General features: G+C 32.2%; 27 protein-coding genes. 16 read left to right on the top strand and 11 right to left on the bottom strand.

Annotation, left to right across the window (positions count from 1 at the left end; all coding sequences use genetic code 11):
* Window positions 1-2,421: a TonB-dependent receptor gene (locus Q0829_RS10390; RefSeq protein ID WP_298542190.1), complete on the top strand. Its 2,421-nt coding sequence runs from the start codon at window positions 1-3 to the stop codon at window positions 2,419-2,421.
* A 15-nt stretch (window positions 2,422-2,436) separates the two neighbouring features.
* Window positions 2,437-3,090: an HAD family hydrolase gene (locus Q0829_RS10385; protein WP_366893111.1), complete on the top strand. Its 654-nt coding sequence runs from the start codon at window positions 2,437-2,439 to the stop codon at window positions 3,088-3,090.
* Between the two features lie 2 nt (window positions 3,091-3,092).
* Here Q0829_RS10385 and Q0829_RS10380 read toward each other — a convergent pair whose 3' ends face one another.
* The 7 genes from Q0829_RS10380 to Q0829_RS10350 all read right to left on the bottom strand — a co-directional run bounded on the left by Q0829_RS10380 (window position 3,093) and on the right by Q0829_RS10350 (window position 10,718).
* Window positions 3,093-3,605: a nuclear transport factor 2 family protein gene (locus Q0829_RS10380; protein WP_298542187.1), complete on the bottom strand. Its 513-nt coding sequence runs from the start codon at window positions 3,603-3,605 to the stop codon at window positions 3,093-3,095.
* A 6-nt stretch (window positions 3,606-3,611) separates the two neighbouring features.
* Complete coding sequence (locus Q0829_RS10375) at window positions 3,612-4,193, bottom strand: hypothetical protein (RefSeq protein ID WP_298542185.1); 582 nt, start codon at window positions 4,191-4,193, stop codon at window positions 3,612-3,614.
* Window positions 4,194-4,309: 116 nt separating this feature from the next.
* On the bottom strand, window positions 4,310-5,344 hold the full coding sequence (locus Q0829_RS10370) for a M12 family metallopeptidase (RefSeq protein ID WP_298542183.1): 1,035 nt from the start codon (window positions 5,342-5,344) through the stop codon (window positions 4,310-4,312).
* A gap of 117 nt (window positions 5,345-5,461) precedes the next feature.
* Complete coding sequence (locus tag Q0829_RS10365) at window positions 5,462-6,664, bottom strand: hypothetical protein (RefSeq protein ID WP_298542180.1); 1,203 nt, start codon at window positions 6,662-6,664, stop codon at window positions 5,462-5,464.
* A 111-nt stretch (window positions 6,665-6,775) separates the two neighbouring features.
* The gene (locus tag Q0829_RS10360; protein WP_298542177.1) at window positions 6,776-7,549 is read right to left on the bottom strand and encodes an outer membrane lipoprotein-sorting protein; all 774 of its coding nucleotides are present in this window, start codon (window positions 7,547-7,549) and stop codon (window positions 6,776-6,778) included.
* 19 nt (window positions 7,550-7,568) lie between these two features.
* Window positions 7,569-9,950: an efflux RND transporter permease subunit gene (locus Q0829_RS10355; RefSeq protein WP_298542176.1), complete on the bottom strand. Its 2,382-nt coding sequence runs from the start codon at window positions 9,948-9,950 to the stop codon at window positions 7,569-7,571.
* Window positions 9,951-10,121: 171 nt separating this feature from the next.
* Window positions 10,122-10,718, bottom strand: a complete 597-nt coding sequence (locus Q0829_RS10350; RefSeq protein WP_298542173.1) for a TetR/AcrR family transcriptional regulator — start codon at window positions 10,716-10,718, stop codon at window positions 10,122-10,124.
* A gap of 291 nt (window positions 10,719-11,009) precedes the next feature.
* Here Q0829_RS10350 and Q0829_RS10345 point away from each other — a divergent pair, with 291 nt between their 5' ends.
* The 3 genes from Q0829_RS10345 to Q0829_RS10335 are packed head-to-tail and all read left to right on the top strand — an operon-like array spanning window position 11,010 to window position 13,023.
* On the top strand, window positions 11,010-11,591 hold the full coding sequence (locus Q0829_RS10345) for a TetR/AcrR family transcriptional regulator (protein WP_298542170.1): 582 nt from the start codon (window positions 11,010-11,012) through the stop codon (window positions 11,589-11,591).
* 50 nt (window positions 11,592-11,641) lie between these two features.
* Window positions 11,642-12,112 (top strand): SRPBCC family protein, encoded by a 471-nt coding sequence (locus Q0829_RS10340; RefSeq protein WP_298542167.1) that lies wholly within the window; start codon window positions 11,642-11,644, stop codon window positions 12,110-12,112.
* Window positions 12,113-12,126: 14 nt separating this feature from the next.
* Window positions 12,127-13,023: a hypothetical protein gene (locus Q0829_RS10335; RefSeq protein ID WP_298542164.1), complete on the top strand. Its 897-nt coding sequence runs from the start codon at window positions 12,127-12,129 to the stop codon at window positions 13,021-13,023.
* Window positions 13,024-13,088: 65 nt separating this feature from the next.
* Here the strand turns inward: Q0829_RS10335 and Q0829_RS10330 are convergent, their stop codons facing one another.
* The 3 genes from Q0829_RS10330 to Q0829_RS10320 form a co-directional block, all read right to left on the bottom strand.
* Window positions 13,089-13,454 carry a nuclear transport factor 2 family protein gene (locus Q0829_RS10330; RefSeq protein WP_298542161.1) on the bottom strand — a complete coding sequence of 122 codons (366 nt, stop codon included), beginning with the start codon at window positions 13,452-13,454 and terminating at the stop codon, window positions 13,089-13,091.
* A 163-nt stretch (window positions 13,455-13,617) separates the two neighbouring features.
* A complete protein-coding gene (locus Q0829_RS10325; protein WP_298542159.1) occupies window positions 13,618-14,196 on the bottom strand; it encodes a Crp/Fnr family transcriptional regulator in 579 nt (192 codons plus the stop codon).
* Window positions 14,197-14,259: 63 nt separating this feature from the next.
* Entirely contained in the window at window positions 14,260-14,763 is a 504-nt protein-coding gene (locus Q0829_RS10320; protein WP_298542156.1) for an ankyrin repeat domain-containing protein, read from the bottom strand.
* A gap of 258 nt (window positions 14,764-15,021) precedes the next feature.
* Between Q0829_RS10320 and Q0829_RS10315 the strand changes: the two genes are divergently transcribed.
* Together Q0829_RS10315 and Q0829_RS10310 are read left to right on the top strand one after the other, a co-directional pair.
* On the top strand, window positions 15,022-16,068 hold the full coding sequence (locus Q0829_RS10315) for a histidine kinase (RefSeq protein ID WP_298542153.1): 1,047 nt from the start codon (window positions 15,022-15,024) through the stop codon (window positions 16,066-16,068).
* Window positions 16,058-16,771: a LytTR family DNA-binding domain-containing protein gene (locus Q0829_RS10310; protein ID WP_298542151.1), complete on the top strand. Its 714-nt coding sequence runs from the start codon at window positions 16,058-16,060 to the stop codon at window positions 16,769-16,771. Before Q0829_RS10315 ends, Q0829_RS10310 begins: the two co-directional genes overlap by 11 nt.
* Here the strand turns inward: Q0829_RS10310 and Q0829_RS10305 are convergent.
* Window positions 16,768-18,159, bottom strand: a complete 1,392-nt coding sequence (locus Q0829_RS10305) for a hypothetical protein (protein WP_298542148.1) — start codon at window positions 18,157-18,159, stop codon at window positions 16,768-16,770. The two genes, Q0829_RS10310 and Q0829_RS10305, sit on opposite strands and share 4 nt — an antisense overlap.
* 94 nt (window positions 18,160-18,253) lie before the next feature.
* On the opposite strand from Q0829_RS10305, the gene Q0829_RS10300 reads away from it, so the two are divergent.
* The 9 genes from Q0829_RS10300 to Q0829_RS10260 all read left to right on the top strand — a co-directional run bounded on the left by Q0829_RS10300 (window position 18,254) and on the right by Q0829_RS10260 (window position 24,623).
* Complete coding sequence (locus tag Q0829_RS10300; protein ID WP_298542146.1) at window positions 18,254-18,616, top strand: VOC family protein; 363 nt, start codon at window positions 18,254-18,256, stop codon at window positions 18,614-18,616.
* A 137-nt stretch (window positions 18,617-18,753) separates the two neighbouring features.
* Window positions 18,754-19,419 carry a DUF2461 domain-containing protein gene (locus Q0829_RS10295; RefSeq protein ID WP_298542143.1) on the top strand — a complete coding sequence of 222 codons (666 nt, stop codon included), beginning with the start codon at window positions 18,754-18,756 and terminating at the stop codon, window positions 19,417-19,419.
* Entirely contained in the window at window positions 19,419-19,781 is a 363-nt protein-coding gene (locus tag Q0829_RS10290; RefSeq protein WP_298542140.1) for a TfoX/Sxy family protein, read from the top strand. Before Q0829_RS10295 ends, Q0829_RS10290 begins: the two co-directional genes overlap by 1 nt.
* Window positions 19,782-19,874: 93 nt before the next feature.
* Window positions 19,875-21,089, top strand: a complete 1,215-nt coding sequence (locus Q0829_RS10285; RefSeq protein WP_298542137.1) for an FtsX-like permease family protein — start codon at window positions 19,875-19,877, stop codon at window positions 21,087-21,089.
* On the top strand, window positions 21,086-21,754 hold the full coding sequence (locus Q0829_RS10280) for an ABC transporter ATP-binding protein (RefSeq protein ID WP_298542135.1): 669 nt from the start codon (window positions 21,086-21,088) through the stop codon (window positions 21,752-21,754). The genes Q0829_RS10285 and Q0829_RS10280 overlap by 4 nt, the downstream gene beginning before the upstream one ends.
* Before the next feature lie 27 nt (window positions 21,755-21,781).
* Window positions 21,782-22,165: a DCC1-like thiol-disulfide oxidoreductase family protein gene (locus tag Q0829_RS10275; RefSeq protein ID WP_298542133.1), complete on the top strand. Its 384-nt coding sequence runs from the start codon at window positions 21,782-21,784 to the stop codon at window positions 22,163-22,165.
* A 90-nt stretch (window positions 22,166-22,255) separates the two neighbouring features.
* The gene (locus tag Q0829_RS10270) at window positions 22,256-23,971 is read left to right on the top strand and encodes an AraC family transcriptional regulator (protein ID WP_298542131.1); all 1,716 of its coding nucleotides are present in this window, start codon (window positions 22,256-22,258) and stop codon (window positions 23,969-23,971) included.
* Between the two features lie 113 nt (window positions 23,972-24,084).
* Window positions 24,085-24,234 (top strand): class I lanthipeptide, encoded by a 150-nt coding sequence (locus Q0829_RS10265; protein WP_298542129.1) that lies wholly within the window; start codon window positions 24,085-24,087, stop codon window positions 24,232-24,234.
* A gap of 206 nt (window positions 24,235-24,440) precedes the next feature.
* Complete coding sequence (locus Q0829_RS10260) at window positions 24,441-24,623, top strand: hypothetical protein (RefSeq protein WP_298542127.1); 183 nt, start codon at window positions 24,441-24,443, stop codon at window positions 24,621-24,623.
* The last annotated feature ends 65 nt before the right edge of the window (window positions 24,624-24,688 follow it).

Here is a 24,688-nt window from a genome sequence, read left to right as displayed (position 1 = left end):
ATGCGCTTATTTTTAGTTGTTGTATTCACTTTATTTTTTATCACAGATAATGCTGCTCAAAGTATCACGGTGCTAAGTAGATCAAATAATCAGCCGATTCCTAGTGTTACAATTCATAATAAAACGAAATCGAAAACAGCCCTAACGGATTTTGATGGAATAGCGGATATTTCAGTTTTTTCTGAAACTGAAACACTATATTTTGTTCATATTTCTCATATTACTGCTACAGCTACTAAATCTCAAATTACAGCATCTTCTAATACAGTATATCTTGAAGTAGATGAAAACCAATTATCCGAAGTTGTTATTTCTGTATCAAAATGGGAACAGGATAAAAAAGATGTGACCCAAAAGATTGTTAGCATAACTTCTGATGAGATTGCTTTTTCTACACCACAAACTTCTGCAGATCTTTTACAAAGTAGCGGTCAAGTATTTATACAAAAAAGTCAATTAGGAGGAGGAAGTCCAATAATTCGTGGATTTTCTACAAATAGATTATTGCTTACTGTAGATGGAGTACGTATGAATAATGCAATTTTTAGAGGTGGAAACGTACAAAACGTAATATCTGTGGATCCTTTTACTATAGACAGAACAGAGGTAATACTAGGCCCTGGATCTGTAGTGTATGGAAGTGATGCTGTAGGAGGTGTAATGAATTTTTATACAGCTCAACCAAAGATAGCGATACGTGGTAAAAATAAGTTGAGTGGTAACGCAATAATGAGATATGCCAGTGCAAGTAATGAGAAAACGGGTCATATTGATTTTAATATCGGTTTAGAAAAATGGGCGTTTTTAACAAGTGTGAGTTATACGGATTTTGACGATCTTAAGATGGGAAGTCATGGTCCAGATGATTATTTGCGAAATGAATACATAGAGACTATTGATGGCGTAGACACTGTTATAGAAAATGATGACCCAGAAACTCAGGTGTTCACAGGATATGATCAAATAAATTTCTTGCAAAAAGTACATTTTATTCCTAATGAAAGATGGGACATCAATGCGGGTTTCATCTATACAAAAACATCAGATTACCCTAGATATGATCGTTTGATTCGTCGTAGAGACGGAAATTTGAGATCTGCAGAATGGTATTATGGTCCTCAAAAATGGTTAATGGGAAATCTTCAATTAACCAATAAATGGAAAAATCGATTATACGATAAAGCGAAATTCACAGCAGCATATCAAAATTTTCAAGAAAGTAGAAACGATCGTGATTTTGGAAGTGATATATTGTCTAGAACAAAAGAAGATGTAGATGCGTATTCGGCGAATATTGATTTTGAAAAAAAGTTTGATGATAAGACATCTGTATATTATGGTTTAGAATATATTATAAATCAAGTGTATTCAGAAGGTTCAGCATTAAATATTGTTACTAATGATGTCACTGCAGCACAATCGAGATACCCTGATGGATCTACTTGGCAATCTATAGCGGCATATGCTAGTTTAAAAAGTAAATTAAGTGAGAAATTAAGATTTCAAGGAGGTATTCGTTATAACAGAATTATTTTATATTCAGAATTTGATGATGCATTTTTTGATTTTCCATTTACAGAAGCTAATTTAGATACAGAAGCCTTTACAGGAACTGCTGGAATTAGTTGGCTGCCAAATGATATTCTACAATGGAAATTCAATTTTTCAACAGCATTTAGAGCGCCCAATATTGATGATGTGGGTAAAATCTTTGATTCTGAAGAAGGCTCTATCGTGGTGCCTAATCCAGATTTGGAACCAGAATACGCATATAATGGTGAAATTGGTTTAACTGTAAATCTGGGTGAAAATTTTAAAATGGATCTAGCTACGTATTATACGCAATTGGATAATGCACTAGTTCGAAGGGATTTTTTGTTTAATGGTAGTCCTACTGTTACAGTAGGTGAGGGAGAGGATCAAGAAGAGTTGGGTGTTCAGGCAATTCAGAATGCGGCAAATGCGCAAGTCTATGGTTTCGAAGCTGGTATTAGTTATGATTTTATAAAAAACTTTAATCTTTCTTCAAAATATACATTTACTGGTGGAGAAGAAGAGCTAGATGATGGTTCCATTGCACCATCAAGACACGTAGCTCCTCAATTCGGAAGTACGAATCTTACCTATACTAAAGATAAGTGGATGATTGATTTCTCGGCAATATATAATGGTCAATTTGATTTTGAAGAATTAGCACCATCACAGCAAAATAACGACTTTTTATATGCGCTCGACGAAAATGGAAATCCATATTCTCCTTCTTGGTATACACTTAATATACGATCAAGATATCAGTTTACTAAAAGTTTACAAGCAACGTTGACTATGGAGAATATTACGGATCAGCGTTATCGACCTTATTCTTCTGGTATAGCAGGTGCTGGGAGAAATTTCATTCTATCACTTAAATATTCTTTGTAGCTAAAATCATTTCTTCTGAAAGACACACTTTATATATTCGACATTGATGGTACCTTAACCGATAGTGTAGCAATGTATCTTATTTCTGTGACCAAAGCTATGATGAGTTTAGGAATTAAAGATATTGATACGGATTATAATAATTACAAGCATCATACAGATAGTTATGCATTACGTTATAATTATGAGCGTAATTTTAAAGATACGTTTTCAAAGGGTCTGTTAGATGATTTTGAGAATGACCTGGTTAAACAGATGCATGAGTTTGATCCCGTAAAAGAGATTAAAGGGGCTAAATCTTTAATACAACTTTTTAGAGAGAAATCAATACCGTTTTGTTTTGCAACCGGCGCATTACCTAAACCAGCTATGCTGAAGTTAGAACAATGTGATATTTGGTATGACAAAGCGTTACTGGCTACTTCTATGACCCATGAACCAAGAGAAGGTTTTGTTATGGATGCGATAGAAAGGGCAAAAGCTTTTTACAGCAAACCATTTTTTACAAATATTGTTTCCGTAGGAGATGGACTTTGGGATCTAAAAACGGCACAGAATCTATCCTTAGATTTTGTTGGAATAGGTGACAAAAACAAAGAAAAGCTATTAGAGAACGGAGCAACTAAGTGCTATGCTAATATAGAAGAGTTTAGAAAAACTTTGTTTTAGTGCTACTCACTTCTTAGTTTCTTTATTAAATCATTATCAAAGGTTTTTTTGAGTGTAGTGATTTCTTTTACATTTTCATTAGGTATGGCAATAGAAAGCACATAATGTTTTACTTTCCAGCCTTCTTTTGTTTTTTCTAATACACCGCTACCTCGACAGATACCCATTTGTGTGTCTAATAATTCATCAAACCAAGCTAGATTCGCCGTAGTTTGTGTAAATATATTTCTTTCTAAAGTACTAAAACTCCATGCTTTTCCTTTATCAAAATATGGTTTAGAAAATGCTTTGAAAGAGACCAAATCCCAATTTTCTGTGGCATCAGTTCCAATAAATATAGCGTCCTCAGTCATTAGTCCAAAATATGAATCATACGAAGCATCAGCAGCAGCTTTGTGCCATTGCTCTAAAATCTGATTGATTTCTTGTTTCTCGCCATTGAGTTTAACATCCTTTGTCTGAGCTGTAGAGGTAATTGCAACTACAAGACAAATAAAAATAATAATGTTTTTCATAATAACTTACTCTTCAATTTCTAGATTGTTTTCTTCCGGATTTAGAATAGAATCCCTTAAAATATCTCGCTCTCTCAGCAGTTCCTTTTCAATATCTTCTGGTATTGCTAATGACAACTCATTTAGCTGAATAATTAAACTATTATAGGCTGTAAGTAATCTGATATTAGCATCCATTAATTTCTGAGCGTCTTGCTTTTGCTTTTGCGTTAGCTGGAGTAATAACCCTGATTCGGTAGCTAAAACGGCAATTCTTGAATTTATGGGGTTAACTTTTAAATCCTCAGATAAATTTTCTTTGAAATTCTGTACTAATAAATCAACACTATCTGCATATTTCCTGATACGAAAAGGGTTTGATTTATTTAAGGATAGTATTAAATTCTTAAGATTCTGGAAATCTTCAAAGCTTTCTAAATCTTTAGCTGTTTGTGTAGAAAGTTTTAATACGTCTATGTCAGCTTTTTCTTTTGATAAACTATCAAGTTGAACAATTTCAGTTTCCTCTGTAGTGTTAACAGTATTTTCATTTTTACACCCAAGACAGATGATAGTTGATATTAGTAATATGGATAACAATGATCTCATCATAAGATTTTCAATAACAGACCAAAAATAGGGAATATCGTTGCAACTAAAAATTAAAAGCCTTAGGTATTATGAACCTAAGGCTTAAAACAATTAATCAAATATAATATCATAGATTAAGCATAATACCAAGCGCCATTGATATAAACTACCTCTCTCCATCCTCTAGAACTGTAGTAGTACCATTTATCATTATATCGGTATACTCTTAGTCCATAAACTGTGTAGTATTGCCCATTTTCGTAGGTTGGTTCGCCACCACCATCCCCACCATCAGGGTACATTTTATCAATTCCTTCTAAATCTGCTGTAGATAATGCATTTCTCTGAACAGAATATGTACTTCCATCTTTTTTGGTAATTGTTGGTTGACCGTTTCTAGAGAATGAATACGCACCATACATCATGATAGATCCAAAATCTAATGTACCAGTATATTCGTCTCCGTCATATCCTTGTTCTACATAAGTTTTGAAGTTGAAATCTCTACCAGATTGTATGTTTTGAAAATTAATAGTAACATATTGATCTCTATCAGCTCTACTTTGCTCATGCCATAATCCAACAGCATGACCAATTTCGTGAATAGTGTTTCCAGTACTGCAACCACTTGCCAAATTGATATTTTGTCTTCCGCCGACCATTCCTACGCTTGATGAACATCCGCTACCAGGCCTAAAATAGATGTAGTTGGATTCATTAGTTCTTTCGATAAAAGTAAGATTGGTATTGTTTTCCCAGCTTGCAATTGCATTAGTAACTCTGGATTTATTAGGAAGATCACTTGCTATGGTATAGTAAACTGTATTATTAGGCCACCTGCCAGAGGTACGTCCAACACTTCTGCTTAACGAAGGATCTTGTCCGTCTTCTAATACAAAATTAGAATCTTCCGTATATACTTCGTCTTTTGGAAGGATAATGTCACCTTCAAAAATTCTTTTTCCATCTACTAATTCATAGCTGATTGGTAATCCTGCGTAAAAACCTTCTTCGGTCGTTCCAATTTTATTGAAACTAGCTCTTTCTGCACCATCAAAGACTTGATTGTCCGGTTCTAGGTTTTCTAATTCTGAAATTGGTTCGTTTTCTGAACACGAGAGTACGGCCAAGGCTGTACCCAACAGTAAGATTGATTTGTTGATTTTCATTTGAGTTTGTGTTTAAATTATTAACAATATGTTAAACCCAAATGATTATTAAATATTATTTTTTTGTAACAAATTAACTTTTGATTAGAAAAAACAGTTAAAAATGTTAAACTGAGTTTAAAAGTATTTTGAAATTGAAATTCTAAGAAAACTATCTTCTCTGAAATTAGATAATATCAATTCGTTAGCGTCTATGTTATTAAAGATTCTAGCTTCTACTTCTGCTGTCCAACTGCTCCCAAAGCGTCTGGAAGCTTCTAAGCTAAAAATTTTACTACTAGATTCTAAATCAACAATTCCACCGATCAGGATAGAGGTATCTTGTGTATCATTAAAAGCTATACGACTACCAATAAACACATCATTTTGCAAAGCATTTAAAGCTAATTCATCTCGTTCATCATATAAATATTCTCCTAGAATTCCTATGTCTAAACCGTTTCCGTCAATATTCGAAAATGTATATTCTAAACCAGCTACTAAAGCTAAGAAGTCTTGCGCATCTGCATGTCGATATATGGATTCCAGTTTCCATAAAAAAGCATCGTGAGTAATTTGCAGATCTAAACCTGTCTGATTAATGACCGGATAAAAAGCATTAATGTTTCCGACGGAGTCGAATACAAAAAGAGGCTCTCTACCATTTCCATAGAAATGAGAAAGACCAATATCGAAAATACTAAAGTAATGTTTCCATCGGAAAGCAAAATCTTGTCGCCATTCTTTTGCACTACTTTGATACGTTAGATCATCTTTATCAATTACTGTTGGAAAGCGAAGCCTTCCTTTTCTTCCCGAAAAAGTTCGTTTTCGGTGATATGGAAGATAGAAAAAATCAAAAGATCCATATTTTTCTGTACTCCATGTAAACTGGGCCATTGGTTGTCCTAGCTTTTCCTCTCCATCAAAAGTTTCTACTGCATCCGTTTGATTAATAATATCTACAAGATGGTTGCTTTCGGTAACTCCCCAATACACCTTTTTTAAACCTAAACTGAATTCCCAATTATTATTAGCTTTTTGATAATAAAGTTCTCGGATATCCCAATGTGTTCTTTCATCATCAACGTCTAATCTAAAAAATCCTTTGAAATTGATACTTTCATATCCTTTGTTCCATTCTAAGGAATATTCGGGAGTAATACCTAGTGATGGAAAATGATCCTTCTGATCTTCAAAAAGAGCATCTTCATAAAAATATCGATATTCTCCTTCTAACTCTAATTCAAAGTCGTGAGTGACTTTTTTTTCTTTTTCCTGAGCGTAAGAACTTATTTGGAATAATAAAATTAGAAGAAGGAAAGTGGTTTTAATTCTCATTTAATACGATTTAAGAAACACACATAGACAGTTTTAATTACTAGAAGGATTTTTGATAACGAGTAAGAGTACAATTAAAAACGTGTCTTATGTGTGCTTTGTGCTATATGATTATTTTCCGGCTCTTTTAAGCGCTACTTGCGTAAAATCGTCTTCGGAAAGCTCAGATTCAAAATTATAATCGCTAAATTTTAATTGTGTTTCTTTATTACTTTGATGGTTTACCATATTCAAAGTCAATGCTCTCCAAAATTTTCCTTTGTACAATTTATAATCATCGTATGTGAGTGTTTTTAATAAGGAGTTTTTACGATCATAGAATTCTACTTTTTCTAAGCGATACGCCTTGTCTTTATTATAAGTAACAACCCGTCTGGTATAACCTGATTTTGGATCAACTGGATCTTGCTCTACCACAAGAAGGTTTTCTTTTTCTTCTAGAAATTTATAGGCATACTTTTCTACTTCCTGAGACGAAAGATCTTCATAGGCGAATTCACTACCTACAAAAGGACCTGATTTATTATTAGAAGAAATTCTTTTTACTCTTTTTATAGAAGGTAAAAACAGCCATTGATCATCAGATCCGATTTTATGCGTAAAAGTTAAGGTTGAGGTTCCCTTTACATCTTTTGGACTATTAAAAACAATCATTGATTTATCACCATCATCTAATTGCTCCAAGGTTCTTGTAACTAATAAGCGTTCACTAGTCTGACCGTTTTTGTTTTTTAGGGTCATTTTTAGGTTTACTATAGAACTATTAAATCCTTGATCTGCTTTGTCAGCTTCTTTAGCGATTTGTAATCCTCTTTCTTCTGCACTTTGTGCTGTTACTATAGAAATGCTTAATAAAGCAACTCCTGCTAAAATTATTTTTTTCATTGTAAAATATGTTTTAAAATTATTTATCAAGTTGTATTTGAGGTTTTAACTCTTTGATGTCTTCTTTTGATTCACTCTTCTTGCTTGTTAAGATCAATAATGAAGGGAGTAATATAAAATCAATAATTAGTGCGGACGAAATAATAATTAGAGTGATTCTAGCCATATAACTGTTTAATGCAAAAGAAGATGTAGAAAGAACAGCAAATCCTGCTAGAAGAACTATTGTTGTCGTAACCAGTGCTTTGCCTACAGTCTCGAAAGCATAAATTACAGCTTCCTTAGCATCATAACCCAATTCTCGACGTGCACGTAGAAACTTGCTCATAAAATGAACAGTGTCATCAACTATGATTCCTAATGTCATCCCAAATACGATTACCATCCCAGTATTGATTTGAGCTTTGTATAATGCCCAGAATCCAAAACCAACTAAAACGGGTGTTACATTTGGAATAATACTTAACAATCCTAATTTAAAATTTCTAAGAGCAAGCATTAGTACCAGTGAAATCAGGATCAATGCAATGATATTACCATTAAACATACTATCTGCTTGCCTGAAACCAAGTGTGGAAAACATGAGTGTAGGACTTACACCAATAGCATGCATAGGTTTAGGAGTATTATTTTGCAACCAGGTTTCTGCTCTGTCCGCAAAAGCAATCATGTCAGCACTCTTTATGTTTTCAATAGTAACCGTTACTCGTGTTTCTGACTTATCTACATTGATTTGATTATTCAAATCTAATCCAAAGGGAAGCGAAAGTTCGTATAATAATAAATACTGTGCTGCTTCTTCTCGGCTATCAGGAATTCTATAATAATTTTCATCATCTCCATGCATTGAACGATTCACGCGTCTGGCAACTTCGCTAAAAGCATTTACATGAACTACCTCAGGTTGTTGGTTGAGCCAATCCTCAAAATCATTCAGTTTCCTTAAGTATTCCGGACTATTAATTCCTCCGCTTTCTCCACTGCCTACAGAGAATTCTACATTATAAATACCTGTTAGATTTTCACTGATATAATCTGTATCTGTTCTAAAAGTTACTGACTCATCAAAATAGTTAATGAATTCATCATTAAACCTATTTTTAGTGGCTAAGAATGTTAATATACCGATTACAACGGTAGAAATAATTGCCAATCGCACAGGCTGCTTGGCAACGGCATGTCCTAAAGATGTGTACCAACTTGATTTTTCTGCAGCTACTTTTGTTTTTGCTTTTACTTTAATAGGAAGAATGGCCATAAGAGCTGGTAATGCAGTTGTGGAAAATAAGAAAGCCATGGTCATCCCAAAAGCTGTAATGTTACCTAAGTCCCAGAATGGAGGAACATCCCCGAAATTCATAGTTAGGAATCCAATTACTGTGGTTAAACTAGTTATAAATACTGGCATAAAATTGAGTCTCATGGATTCTACTAAAGCTTCTTTTTTAGTATATCCATCTTTACGCATTTTCTGTAGCATAGTGACCAGAATATGAATACTGTCTGCCACGGCAAGGGTTAATATCATTGTGGGGAATACAGAAGAAGGAGGTGTAAGTTTTATCCCCATTAACCCAACAAAACCTACAGCGCTCATAATAGAAAACATTACTACGATAAACGTGGCAATGGTACTGTATATACTTCTGGTGAGAACAAGTGTTGTTATTATTACTATAATTAGCATAATCATAGTTAGCATCAAGTCATTCATAGAAGATTCGAAGAATGCGGTATTTAAGGGTACTAACCCAGAAGAATGTACTTGGAAATTGGGATATTTTGTTTTGAAATCTGCTATTGCTTTGCGAATAAAAGCGGTAACTTCAGGTATTTCTTTTGCACTATCTTCTCCGGGAAGGCGAACCGTAACATTAATAGCAGTTACAGATCCTGTTTCATTAAGGATACGATTTACAAGCAATGGTTCTTTTAGTGCTTTCTCTTTTATGATGGCAATCTCCGTCTCGGTTTTAGAAGAAGATTCATAGGATAAATCATCCACATATAGATCATCTCCTTGGGCACTAGTATGCTGAAAATTAGTAACAGCATCTACACGAGAGGAGTAAGGAGTATTCCAGGCTTTTGCGGTAAACTCTTCTATCGCAGTAAGGTTTTCTTTGGTAAAGATATCTCCATTAGATGGAGTCAGAACAATGACTACATTGTCATCTTTGGTATATTTTTCTTGTAGAGCATCGAAAGCCTCTAATTCGGGATTTGATTTGCTGAAAAATACGTGATAATCCCCATCAAATTCCATATTTCCTTGAGAACCTAGCCCCATCGCAAGAACTAGCGTAACTATTAAAACAGGCCATTTGAATTTTATAACAAACTCTGCCCATCGTTTTGCAAATGCATTTGTAGCATTACTCATTTTTTTTATTGCGTTCATTTTTTTGAAATTAGTTGACCAGTCGATTATGAAAATTACATGATTGACTAAGTGCTTGTTGTTACTATTTACTTATTAAGACGTTTTGATTTAATATATTAGGACAGGTCTTTTTATTTTTATTTATAAATCAAAAATTGACCGGTCGTCTATTTATAAACTAAAAAAAAATTATTTGATTAACATACTCTTCACGATATGTATATGATTATCGACAGGATATGAGTCCTGCATTTCTTTCATGGTCGTCATTGCACCTTTTCCGGCATCTTCAATAAACCCTACGAGATCTTCAGCATTTACAGAAGAACTTATTTCACCCAATTGTTGTGCTTCTTTAACTACTGTAATAATTTCATTTTTAATTAGATTGTGTCTATCCAGTACGGCATTTCTAATATTTTCGTTATGTTCGGACATTTCATTGCTGATATTGCATCCTAAACAACCCATTTTACATTCTAGCTGCTCCTTAAGCACCGTGATTCGGAACTCATAGAAATTTAATAACCGTTGTTTGGGTGATCCATCACTATGCTTTAGAACTTCTAATGCAGGAGTGAATTGCATCGTAAAATATTTGTCTAATGCTTTTATCGCAAAATCTTCTTTACTATCAAAATAAAAATAAAAAGAACCTTTAGGAACTTCTGCAGCTTTTACAATATCATTAACACTAGTGCCATTATACCCTTTAGACCATATAATTTCCAATCCCTTTTCTAAAAGGTGATCTGCTTTTATTTCGTGTTTAAGTGTCTTTGACATTTTCTAATTTTGGGATCACAAAAATATGACCACTCGTCTAGGATACAAATTTTATTATGTTAAATTTTTGTTTAATCATTTTAATTAATTAACAATCAATACTTTAATTATATACTTCGCTAGTTTTAAATTTTTGATTTCTTTTTGGTTAAAACGTTTTAATTAGAATAGCTATATGGACTATTTTTATCTTTTCCTAAGTTTTAGGATATAGCTAGTAATTAAGTTCGAATCAAAACTAAACCATTTGGTCTAATTTGATTTTTTTTTTTATATATTTACCATTTCAAAATGGGATATAAACATAATAAAGAGGATATTTTAGAAGTCGGTTACCAGGTGATTCGAAAGAATGGATACCATCATGTTGGGATTAATCAAATCCTAAAAGAAGCTGGTATTCCAAAAGGATCTTTTTACAATTTTTTTGAATCGAAAGAAGATTTTGCCATACAGGTAATCCAATATTATGGAGAAGGAAATAGGAGTTGGCTCAAAGGAATTTTTCAGGAATCAACAGAAACTCCAATTAATACTCTAAAATCGTTTTACAAATTGTTAATTGGTTATAATGAAGATGACAATTTTTGTAGTGGATGTTTAATAAATAATATGGGAAATGAAACAGGCAGATTGTATGATTCTTTGGCCAAAGAAACTAAAGAGCAGTTTGATCACTGGCTGGATTTGATCGCAGAGATTGTTAAAAAAGGACAAGAAGCTAAGGAAATTACTAATAGATTCGGTGCTAAGGAAATTGCAAATTACTTGCATTCAGGTTTTTATGGAACTTTTTTTAAAATGAAAGTAGAAAGGTCAAGAAAAGATATGGATACTTGGTTGAAAATGACTTTTGAATTTATAAGAGCTTAATATTTTTTTGATATTAAAATAAGTAGAATGGTCTAATTTATAGAAACAAAATGGAAGTACTTGATGTAAAACAATTTACTGTCGCCCCAAAACAACTTCGAATAGAGAGATTTATACACGCGCCTATTCATAAGGTTTGGGACGTGGTTTCTGATCATAAAGGAATGACTTCCTGGATGCCTATGATTAAAGAAGTAGATCTTACAAAAGCCAATTCACAAGGTGAATGGGGAGAAGGGTGTGAGCGTAATTGTCAATTCGGTCCGGATTTATTAGAAGAAAAGATAGTGCACTGGGATCCACCATATGGATATGCATACATGATTGCTGATATGCATATTGTTAAAAACCATTTGGGATACTTCCAACTTACAGAAAAAATTGAGGGGACAGAAGTTATCTGGACGCAGTACTATGATCCTAACGGGAATATTATTAAGAAATGGATGGCTAAAAACATCATGTTACCGTCAGTGATGAAGAAAGCTTTAAAAAATTTACAAAAGAAAACTACTGTCTAATTTTAATCTAAAAAATGATGAAATTATTAATAAAAATATCACTTTTTTTTATCTCAATCCTACTTCTACAATCCTGCAAATCTGTTGATCTACGTAGTGATTATTTAGTAAACAATCCAGATCAAGCCGACACTAAGGGAAGAGAACTTTTAGAAACCTCTATGAAAAAGATGGGGTATGATAAATTCTCTAACACAGATGTGTATGAAGTTACTGCACAATTTAACTGGAAAAAAGGTTGGCTTGTAATGCCTATGAATGCTTTTCCTGGTAATAATAAAAACGATCTCCAGTTTCGTTTTGCTACAAATACCTTCGACGGTCAGTTAGAATATCTAGAAGGTAGAAAAAAAGGAATCATACAAGGGTTACAATCATGGCAAGGGTATAAAACAAGTAATGATAAGGATAGATTTAAGAAGCACCAACATGACCGTTATATTTGGGGTTTGGCTACATACCATTATATATTAGAATCTCCTTTTAGGATGCTAGAAGCTACAGTAATAAGATATGCAGGAGAAAAGGAATTTGAGAATAAACAATACGATTTGGTGTATGCTACCTGGGGGTCAGAAGCACCAAATAACCAGTATGATCGTTGGTTAATTTATATAAATAAAGAAACCGGATTCATAGATCTTACAGAAGTTACAATCAATGATTTTTTCATTACTATGCCGAAAGGATTACAGCATGGTACTGTTAGATTTGATCGCAGAGAAACTAGTATCGGAACATATTTACCTAGCAAAGTAAGTATTCAGTTACTTTCACCTAAAAAAGAAGAGAGTTACGTTTATTATTTTACACTTTCGGAATACAAATTTGATGAATTTAATAAAGATCTATTGTATCCTTTAGAAGGGCTGCCATTGTATGGAAATTCTAAACCTAATGAAGCTCATTAGTAAAAACGTTATCAATAAATAATTAATAAGCCCGTATTATAGAAATACGGGCTTTAGCTTTACTATTAAGAATTTGGGTTTTGAATTGCCAAATCAGACATTATTTTCCATTCTCCATTATTATTTTTAATAAGAAGAAAAGTTACTTGCATACTACTTTCTTTATTTTTTAAAAGAACAATTGCTGTTGCAGAATGTTTAGCAACATTAATGTGCAGAAATTCTGTATCATATTTTTTACCACCAATTTTCTTCTGTGTCATTAATGCAATGTATCCTGCTCCCGGAATGATCGAAGTTTTTTCTGGAGTAGGATATTGATTAACTATAACCCTAAAATCTGGATGTAATATTGTATCAAAGGCCGGTATATCTCTTTTTTCTCCAGCAATTATAAATGTTTCTATTACTTCTGTGATTTCTTTTTTCATATCCTTTTCTGAGTTTTGAGACTTACAATTGGTTGTACTTAAACAAAAAGTACACACCATAAGAATTATCATGTTTTTCATCGTTTTAATTTTAAAGTTTTATACGATGTGAAACTAGAAATATGAGTAAAGGAATAATGTGACTATCGTCACAAAATGAAACTTATAAGGATCTTTTTCTGATTCTACTTAGAGTTTCTCTTGCGACGCCCATATAAGAGGCTAAATATTGAAGTGGAATTCGCTTAATTAGTTCAGGATTGTTTTTTAATATGTATTTATAACGATCTTCTGGTTTCAGGGAGGTGAGCATCGAAGTAAATTTATGTTGTTCACTTAACAGATGCTCTAATAACTTTCTTCCTAACCGTTCGAAAGAGGCTGACTTATCATATAGTTGTAAAAGATCGCTTCTTTTGATATAAAACCCTTCTGCATCCGTAATAGCAATCATACTTTTTGTAGAAGTTTTTTGAGAAGCAAGACTTGTAATTTCACTTGCAAAATCTGAAGATAGAAAAAAAGAAGTATAAACTTCTTTTGTATTAATGATTTCATATAAACCTATAATCCCTTTAGTGATGAATAGTATACCAGGGTTATAGTGACCACTTTCCAGAAGGAATTCTTTCTTTTTTAATTTTTTGAACTTTGTAATTTTCAAAAAATCATTGAATTCGGCATCAGTAAGTTTATGAAAGTTGACTAAAGTATTCTTCAGGATAGTTTCGGTGTCAGTCATATTTTATTAGATTAACATTCCATTGTTAACACAATAAAAATACAGCTTTTTTAAAAGTGATTTTTAATACAGCTTGATTTTGGTTTCTTTTGCTCCCGATGAAATAAGATATTCTTCAACTTCTTTTGCGTCGTCTCCACCACGCTGAGCATGATGTAAGAGAGTGAAACCATGTGGACCTTTGGCATGAAGCGTATTAGGAAAATAATCCAACATAGATTTTATAATGTCGATTCTTCCAAAAAGTGCTGCGGTAAATATATTAGCTTGAGCACCTCTATCGATAAGGTATTTAGCTAATTCTTTATGACCTACGTGACTTGCTGCTCCTAATGCTGTTTCGAAATCACCAAATTTCCAATCATGCGCAGCATTAATTAGTGTAGGATGTTCTTCCAAAAGTTCTTTTACTTTTTCGAGTTTACCATGCCCTGCACCTACAAATTCTGCAACTATTTTTTTATCTAATTGTGGGTCATCTTGTTGCTTACTGAATACTATATGGGGTGATAGCACAATAAAACTGCTAGTAATCATACTGTTTTTTAAAAATTGTTTTCTATTCATGATGTTTCTATCTTAGGTTACTGTTGTTTTTAGATTGATTTTAAGATGAATTTTTATTAGAATCTTTTTTAAAAATAATAATATAAAAATCTGATATTTAAGTTTTTATCTGATTCTCTATCCGTTTTCCGTAAAATTGCGTGAGATTTATGTAAACAATGCGTCCTAATTTCGCATAAGTTTTGCCTTAGTTTACATAAAAGCAAATGAACAGGTGGCTTAAATATTAATTTTGTAGACCATTGTATCTTGAAAATCTTGAATATAAAACACATTACATATCATCTATTATTTTGGTTAGCAATTATGGTGTTGTTTGCTATTTCAGAATGGGGACATGGTCAATCTTTTAAAGATGCTGTTATTTTTGAGCTTTTGTATTTGCCAACGAGAGTGATTGCCGTTTACATAAATTGGTTTATTTTAATTCCAAAGTATTTGTATAAAAACAACTTTGGATTATATGTTTTTTTGCTAGTCGTAATTTTGATAATTACCGCAATCATACACCGATATTTTGTACTGTATTGGGGATACCCCATCTATTTTCCTCAATGGGTAGATGGAAAACCTATAGATCCATTAAATTTCTTCAGATTAGTACAATGTATAATGCTTATAGCTACTACAGTTGCTTTTACTACTGGTTTTAAGCTGTACAGCGATTGGTTTAAACAGCGTAATGAGACTGAAGTATTAAAACAAGAAAAAACTAATGCTGAGTTGAAGTTTCTAAAATCACAGACTAATCCTCATTTTTTGTTCAATACCTTAAATAGTATTTATGGATTGGCATTAGAAAATTCTAAAAAAACTCCAGCTCTTATTTTAAAGCTTTCGGATATTTTGAGTTATACATTGTATGAGTCCAATACTGAAAAAGTAGCATTGAATAAAGAACTTACTTTAATAGAAAATATAATAGCATTAGAAAAAGAACGCTACGAAAAACGTGTGGATATTAACTATAGGGTAGAAGGTAATGTAGAAAGTGTTGAAATTCCTCCCTTGATTCTGGTACCTTTTATAGAAAATGCTTTTAAGCATGGACTAAAAAATGAAGTAAAAAAAGGATGGATTACTATTCAGATAAAGGTTTCTACAAGTGAATTGTTTTTTACCTTAGAGAACAGTATTTCCAAACTTAAAGAAGAAGATATTAAAGAAGGGGGAGGACTTGGACTTCAAAACGTGACTCGGCGTCTGGATCTGATCTATGGAAAAGACAAAGACTTGCATATACGCAGAACCAATAATTCTTTTATAGTTAACTTAACAATTAAATTGACCATAGATGAATCTTAAATGCCTTATTGTTGATGATGAGCCAATTGCACAAAATATTGTAAAAGGTTTTGTGGAGGATACGCCTAATCTCGAGGTGCTTCAAGTGTGTGATAATGCAATGGAAGCTTTAATGGTTCTTCAAGAATATCATGTAGATATTCTGTTTTTGGATATAGAAATGCCTAAAATAACGGGCCTAAGCTTTTTAAAAACCTTAGATCATCCTCCTGCTACAATTATAACAACAGCGTACAGGGAGTTTGCTTTAGAAGGATATGAATTGAACGTGCTAGATTATTTATTAAAACCTTTTTCTTTCGAAAGGTTTTTAAGAGCTGTAAATAAGGTGGGAAGTTCGAAAAGAACAGATGATCATGATGCCAAAATTGTTTCTAAATCATATGAATATTTTAAAGTAGATAGAAAAAACGTTAAAGTAAATTATAATGAAATTCTCTACATTGAAGGATTGAGTAATTATGTAAAAATCCATTTGTTAGATAAACAATTAGTCGTTTATCATAAGTTAACAGATTTAGAAAAACTCTTACCTTTTGATCAATTTGTTCGTATTCATAAGTCCCATATAGTTGCACTGGATAAAATAACTGCTTATGGTTCTGACTATATCGAGATTATTGATAGACAATTATCTATAGGAAACACATATAAAAATAATTTCTTCGCACTACTTTCAGAAAAAGACGAAAAGAAGAGCTAATATTTATGATTAATCCAATCATTAAAATCTAGATATCCAATAATATACTTAGGAACCGGGTCTTCCTTTAATTGTTCAGAAAGTTGATCAAATGCTTTTTTCTTTTCTTTTTCAGGATATTCAACAGTTTTTGATAAAAACTTTAATAATAATTTCTCATAGGATTCTATGTTTTTTTGCTTTTTTAAATGTTTTTTGATAGCATCAATCAAGTATCTCAAAGTAAATTCATTTTGGAGTTCATAATGTACTAATAGATTAAGCCAGTATGTATAAGTAATTAAATCTTTTCGATCTTTTTTGGTTTGACAATTAAGAATATCATTGATCCAATGTAATGCCTTTTTATAATCTTTTTTCTGAAAGTATATGTTGGCAAATTGAAAGCGGAAAGAAAGCCAGTAATTAGCAGGGATCATCGTTTTGTTATTGCTAATGAATTCCTGAATATTCTCAATCATCTCTTGCGTATTGTGAAGATCTTTAAGGTTTCTATGGATCTCGAGTTCAATGTTATAAAGCCGCAAAGTTTCTTTTATTAAGGAAGCAGAAGAAGTTGTAATTTCTTTTGCTTTTTGTTTTAATAGTAAAATTCTAACAAAAGCTTCTTTGTGTAAGTTTTTAAATACCAGATACCCAAGATAGTTGTTGTAGACCGAGAAGTAAGTGGTGAAATACTCTTTTAGTAGTTTCGGATTCTGTTCCCATTCTTTTATGAGTTTTTCTATAGTATGTTTTGCTTTTTCATAGTTTTTTGCTGCAAGCTGTTTTCGATATATATGAAGGGTTTTTAGTGTTTTGTTCTGAATTCGATGTGTTTTTTTATGAGATAAAGAGAAATTTATGGGATCAATATTTGCTAATAAAAGATTGATATACTCTACGGTTGAGTTAAGTGAAGTTTTTTGTTTTGAGACAATGTTTTTTAAAGTTTCGAAATCCTGCGGATATAACGCCTGATGTACTTTTCTTTTCCAATCCCGAAGTTGAAATAATAATAAATCTTGTTGGAAATGTATCGCTTTTTTCTCTGCTCGATTTAGTTCGCTTTCGCAAACGGTATATAAGCCTTTATGAAATAAAATTTCTATATTACGTAGAATGTCTGTTAATTCTGCTTGTATAGAAATTCGAGCATGATAATTTCTTAAAGATTGTAAAATACGTTGCTTTAAGTAATTTTTTATTGTGGTTAATTGATTCGTAAATGCTTTGTTTTTAAATAACTCTTTAATTTCGGCTTCGTTATATTTTTTTTGAGCATCAATTGCATTAAATAATAGTATGTATTCTGATGTTTCATTTCCTACTGCGTTTACTTTAAAATAACGTTTTTCGCTTTTAGTCAATGACTTTATCAGAAAGAATAATTCTTCGTTTTTTTTCATTTTAGAAACCTATGTTTTTTCAAAAATAATGTTTTTCTTACTGACTTCTATCGTATACCTTTGAGATATTCTTAATCAATACAATATATTATATATGTCAAATGCAATTAGCTGGTTTGAAATACCAAGTACCAATTTTGAAAGAGCAGTAAAGTTTTACAGCGAACTTTTAGAGACAGAGCTTCAACCTATGGATATGGAATTTAAAATGGCCTTTTTCCCATATAAGGCTGGAGGCGTAGGAGGTTGCGTAACACACGGAAATGGAAACACTCCTTCTCAAGAAGGAACATTTGCATACCTTAATGGAGGAGAAGATTTATCTGTTCCATTAGCTCGAGTAGAGAAGGCAGGAGGAAAGGTTTTAATGCCAAAAACTTCTATTGGAGAAAACGGCTTTATGGCTATTTTTCTTGATACAGAGGGAAATCGAGTAGCGTTTCACTCTATGTCTTAGTATAGTGTTAGTTGTTATTTAGAGTGAAGTCTAAAAGAAGTAATTTTGAAATTATAATACATAATCAATAGCATACAGTTTTTGATTTCACTCTAACTAACAGTTTGATTAATATTTAAATAATAGTAATTTAGTTTATGCAATATTTCACCAATGATTTTGTCGATTTTTTTGAAGAACTATCAGAGAATAATCATAAAGAATGGTTTCACGCTCATAAAAAGAGATATGAAGCAAGCATCAAGATACCTTTTGAGATTTTTATAGGCAAAATGATTCAGGAAATACAAAAATATGATCCTAAGTTAGAGATTATGCCTAAGGATTGTATACTTCGTATTCATAATGATATTCGTTTTTCTAAAGATAAATCACCATATAACTTACATTATACTGCATTTGTATCCAGAGGTGGTCGTAAGGACAAGAGTGTTCCAGGGATGTTTTTACGTTTTTCTCCAGAAATGGTTGGAATTATGGGAGGATGTTTTGGTATTTCGAAAGAACAATTATACAATGTAAGGACCAAAATTAACCAGGATCCTTCAGAATTTAGAAGATTAATAGAGAATAGTGATTTTGTTCAAAAGTTTGGAGAGATCAAAGGCAGAGCTTTGAAACGAATTCCTAAAGAATGGAAAGAAACCTATAAAAAAGAACCTTTGATTGCCAACAAACAATTTTATTTTGTCGGAGAAGAAGCTCCATCTCTTATTACTAGTGAATCTCTTATAGATGAACTTATGACGTATTGGAAAGTGATGCATCCTGTAAATGAATATTTAACAAAAGCAATTCAATAATGGCATACAGCGAATATATAGCTGATCGGATTCATCAAACGCTAAAAGAAAAAAGAGCGAGTTTCTATACAAAAAAAATGATGGGAGGTCTCTGTTTTATGGTGGATAATAAGATGTGTTGTGGAATCCATTATGATAAAAAGAAGGAAACAGATCTTTTGATGGCTCGTATAGGAGAGGAAGCATATGCAGAAGCAATAAAAAGAGAAGGTTGTCATCCTATGGATTTTACAGGCAGACCAATGAAAGGATATGTTTTTGTAACGGCAGATGGGTTTGATCTGGATGAAGATCTGGAATACTGGCTACAATTATGCTTAGATTTTAATCCTTTGGCAAAAAGCAGTAAAAAGAAAAAATAACTTTTTGAACTGATAAAGGTTTTCTAATTACAAAACTTATTTTCTATTAACATACTTCTGTAATTCTATCCTTATTTTGCCGACCTATGAGATATGTCTAAACAAGTTTTTAATAAAACAAACATATTCATAGCGTTACAATACTTATTTGCAAGAAAGAAGCAAAGCTTTTTAGCTGCAATAGGAGTTCTGTTGGGTGTAACAACTTTTATTGTTATGATCAATTTTATGACAGGTGTAAACGATTTTCTTGATGATGCAGTTTTTAATGGAAGCCCAGATATAATAGTTAGCGCAAAATCAAAAAAACAATCTACTACAACTTCTAATATACTATCCAATTATATAGAAAATAGTAATAAGGTTGATGATGTCCTGAAAGCTGATGAGAATGTTCAATCCTTTGCTCACCAAATTATTTCGCCCGCAATCTTGATTAGCGAATCTAAGCAGTTCCCAGGGAGTATCAATGGAATTTTTCCCGCTCAGGAAAGTAATATGGTAGACCTAGAAAGACGGTTAATAGAAGGAGAAGGTTTTCAGAGCTTGTTAAAAGAAAATTCGATTCTTTTAGGAGTTAGTTTGGCCAAACGATTACAGATTTCTACGGGAGATGAAATAAAAATGATACTTCCTAATGGTAAGAACACTGCACTAAAAGTTGCAGGTGTATTTAGTTTTGGGATTACCACTATAGATAATGTAAGAACGTATGTCTCTGCAACTACATTACAGAATTTATTAGGCAAAAAAAATAGTATTACGAATATTCATGTAAAACTGAAAGATAGAGATGACGTTCGTCTAAAAAGCTATTTAGCAGAAAATATTAATGGTATTGTAACAGAAGATTGGAAAGATAGCAACAAGACGATTGTGATAGGGAATAAGGTTCGTGACATACTTACCTGGTCTGTTTCTTTTGCATTGCTTTTAGTGGCAGGATTTGGAATTTATAATATTCTTAATATTACAGTGATCCAGAAGAGAAAAGACATTGCAGTGCTAAAAACCATTGGATATTCTAGCAATGATATTGTATTCATTTTTCTTGTGCAATCGCTGATTATCGGGGTATTGGGTGCGTTTTTTGGAGGTTTTTTTGGATACATAATTAGTTATTTAATTTCTACCACACCATTGGATACATCAGATTTTATAATTGTAGATACCTATCCGATTAATTTTAAGATGTCATATTATATATTAGGGTTTTTCTTTGGAATATTAACAACTATTTTTGCAGGATATTTTCCTTCAAAAAAAGCAAGCAAGGTAGATCCTGTAACGATTATTAGAGGAATATGATTTTAGAAACACAACATATAGATAAGTATTTTTTGGAACCAGAAAAGCATCAGGTATTAAGAGATATTTCTTTGTCAATTTCCGAAGGAGAACTGGTTTCAGTATTTGGAGAATCCGGAAGCGGAAAATCAACCTTATTGTATATCCTATCGACTTTAGATACTGATTTCCAAGGAAACTTAAATATATATAATCAGGATATTAAAAATTTGACACCTTCTGCTCTTACTGATTTTAGAAATAAACATATTGGATTTGTGTATCAGTTTCATTATTTACTTCCCGAGTTTAGTGTACTACAGAATGTAATGCTTCCAGCAATGAAATTATCTCAAAAAAGTAAAGAAGAGATTAAAGAAAACGCTTTAGGTTTATTAGATGAAGTAGGCATGAAAGCTTTTGCAAAACGGCCTTCGTATCAACTTTCTGGTGGTCAACAACAGCGAGTGGCTATTGCTAGAGCTCTTATTAATGATCCAGCCTTAATTATTGCTGATGAACCTACCGGAAATCTAGATCAAAAAAACTCTGAATTAATTTTTGAGTTACTCAAAAAAATAACGGGATCTAGAAATAAAGCAGTGGTCATCGCAACCCATGATCCTAAAATTTATCATAATTCTCACTGTAGTATTGAAATGATTGATGGTTCTATACGACTATAACCGTGTAAAAACTTAAAAATCAATAAAATGGAAACTTCTTTTAACAAAAGTATTATCATATTTGACGGCGAATGTAATTTATGTAACGGTGTTGTGGGGTGGTTAATGAAGTTTGCGCCAGAAGATCTTTTTCATTTTATTCCTTTTCAATCTCCTCAAGGACAGGAGTTACTCAGAAAACATAGATATCCGACCGAACGTTTAGATACCGTAATTCTTATCGACGAAAATGGATCACATACCCATTCGGATGGTTTCTTAAAAATAGTATCTAAAATTCCAAAATGGAAACGTGTAGCGGCTTTGTTAGCATTTGTTCCTAGAATGATTCGGGATGGAATTTATAAATTAGCCTCTCGTAACCGAGTAAAATGGTTTGGCCAATCACAGAGTTGTACCATTAATTTTTAGACAAGTTCCTTTTTATTTGAGATTATTACCTAAAAAAAAAGTCCAAAAAAGAATGATTACATTTGGGAGGTACACTCCTCAATAATGATAATGACTTTTTTTAAAACACGGATATTTCCCATTTTCCTATTACTATGTATTGCAATACCTGTTTTTACAAACGCGCAGGATACTAAATTCATCATTCCTGATAGTCTAAAAACTAAAACTCCAGAAGCGTTGGTAGACTTGATTACCTCTTCTGATGCTGATTATATAGAAGTTTATGAAGAAGTATTAAAGAGTTTTCATAAGAACGATTCAGTCTCAGCCAAGTTTTATCTTCGGTTGGGGTTTCATTTTTATAGAAAAGAAGATTTTAAAAGAAGTATCAAATATGCAAATAAAGTCTATAAAATAGGGGATGAACTAAATGATAAAAACCTGTCATTTTGGAGTTATATACTAAATGGGGCTACATTTCTTAGAGAAGGAAAACATCAGAATTCATTTAACAATTATCACGAAGCGGTAAGTATTGCTAAAAAAGAAGAAAATTCTGAAAATATAATTATTGCGAATTCAGGCCTTGTATTGGTATTACATAAAATGAATAGGTTAGATAAAGCTTTAGAAATTTCTAAAGAAATGTTACGGGCCATTGATAAAACATCCTTTAAAAATGGGATTGATCATGTTTCTATACTTACCAATATCAATGAAGTATATTTAGACAAGGAGCAATATGATTCTGTATTATATTATTCAAATAAAGGCATTGAACTTAGCAGATCACTAGATTTTAAAGAAGGTTTGGTGGATTTGTATATTAAAAAAGGGATTGTCTATTATTACAAAAAAGATTTCAGTCAGGCTTTTGATAATCTACATAAGGCTAAAGATATTTTGGAGCATCATGAGGTTGCGAATAACTTATTTCCAAGAGTAAAAGTCAATTATTATATGGCAGCTTGTTATTGTGAACAGCAAAACTATGAGAAGGCAATTTCTTATTTATGCAACACCATGGATTTTATTAAGGAAGAAGATTTAGGGAAATTACCTGTCATCCAGTCACATTTGTTACTGGCCAATTGTTATCTTAAAAAGAAAGCGTACGAACAAGCTCATTATTGGGAAAATCTCTATGTACAATTAAATAATAGGTATCAGGAAGAAAAAGATAAAACGGTAGATACTATTTATGAGCGAGAAACCGAAAAGTATGAGGAAGAAATAGCAAAACTTAAAAGTAAAGGAAGTATTACCACGTATGTGCTTATGGTGATGATTGCGGTTTTTTTAGGACTATTACTTATAGGATATAAATATTATAAAAAGCAGCAGACTAACAAAATTGTATTTTCAAAGCTAGTTGAAAAAATCAATCATTTAGAGGTTGAAAACAAAATAAAAAATACGAAAAATAAGAAAACATCTATTTTCATTGATGATGATAAGGTTACTGCAGTATTAAAAGGTTTGGAGAAGTTGGAGCATCAGGAATACTTTCTAAAACCGGAATGTAACCTAAGTACCACAGCCAAAAAGGTGAAAACGAATACCACGTATTTAACTAAGATTATCCATACTCATAAAGGAAAGAATTTTAATGAATACATCACAGATTTAAGAATTGAGTATGCATTACAACGCTTAAAAAATGATAAAAAATTCAGAGCCTTTTCTGTGAAGTCTATTGCTGCTGAGGTAGGGTATAAAAGTGACGATGCTTTTGCCAAAAGGTTTAAAGCAAAAACAGGATTGAATCCATCCTATTATATAAGGAATATAGAAAAGTTAGCACAGAAGAATCACATTACGTAAAGTGTACAAAAAGCAACCCGTTTTTGTCCAAAACAGGGTAGGTGTATTGTGATGGCTGTTTAATAAAAAATATCTTTAAGAAGGAAACAGTATATTAACTTAATTACCTTTTTATGAAGAAACAACAAAACAACAAAATCAGTCTCAAAAAGCTAACTATTGCTAGAATTCAAGCAGATATGATGCATCAAATCAAAGGAGGAAGTAGTTTGCCTTCAACCACAATGCATAGCAATGATGACCCTTGTGTGATAGATCCCTGATTAAGTATACACGATAAAGTAAAAACCCTACAATATTCCAGAGTTTTTTTACAACCCTGTTTTATCCAAAACAGGGTTGTTTTGTTTTTGATCCTCTTTTTTTCAATCTAGCTTAGTGTCACAATCAAAGCGATGTCGACAGTCTATTTTGATCAAAGGGTAAACCGAAAACCTTATAATAGAGTAGGTAGTTAAAACATACAATTATGCTTAATAACATTTTAGAATTAAAAGGAGTGTCAAAACTAAATAGAAGCGAGCAACAATCTATTATTGCTGCAGGACCAGATGGATGTTCAACTTGCCCAGGCGAAGAATTTTTTGAATGTCTTTTGACTTGTACTGGGACTTGTTCTGCAAATGGAACGTGCTATCAAATACTACATTAATCCGAAAAATCAGGTCACGCAAAAAGTAGTTTATTGTTATTAAATAGAGTTTATGTTTTTTTTAA

This window comes from uncultured Aquimarina sp., assembly GCF_947492405.1.
In the GTDB taxonomy this organism is placed as follows: Bacteria; Bacteroidota; Bacteroidia; order Flavobacteriales; family Flavobacteriaceae; genus Aquimarina.
The sequence above is the reverse complement of the archived record's forward strand: the minus strand, read 5'-3'. Positions and strand labels throughout refer to the sequence as shown.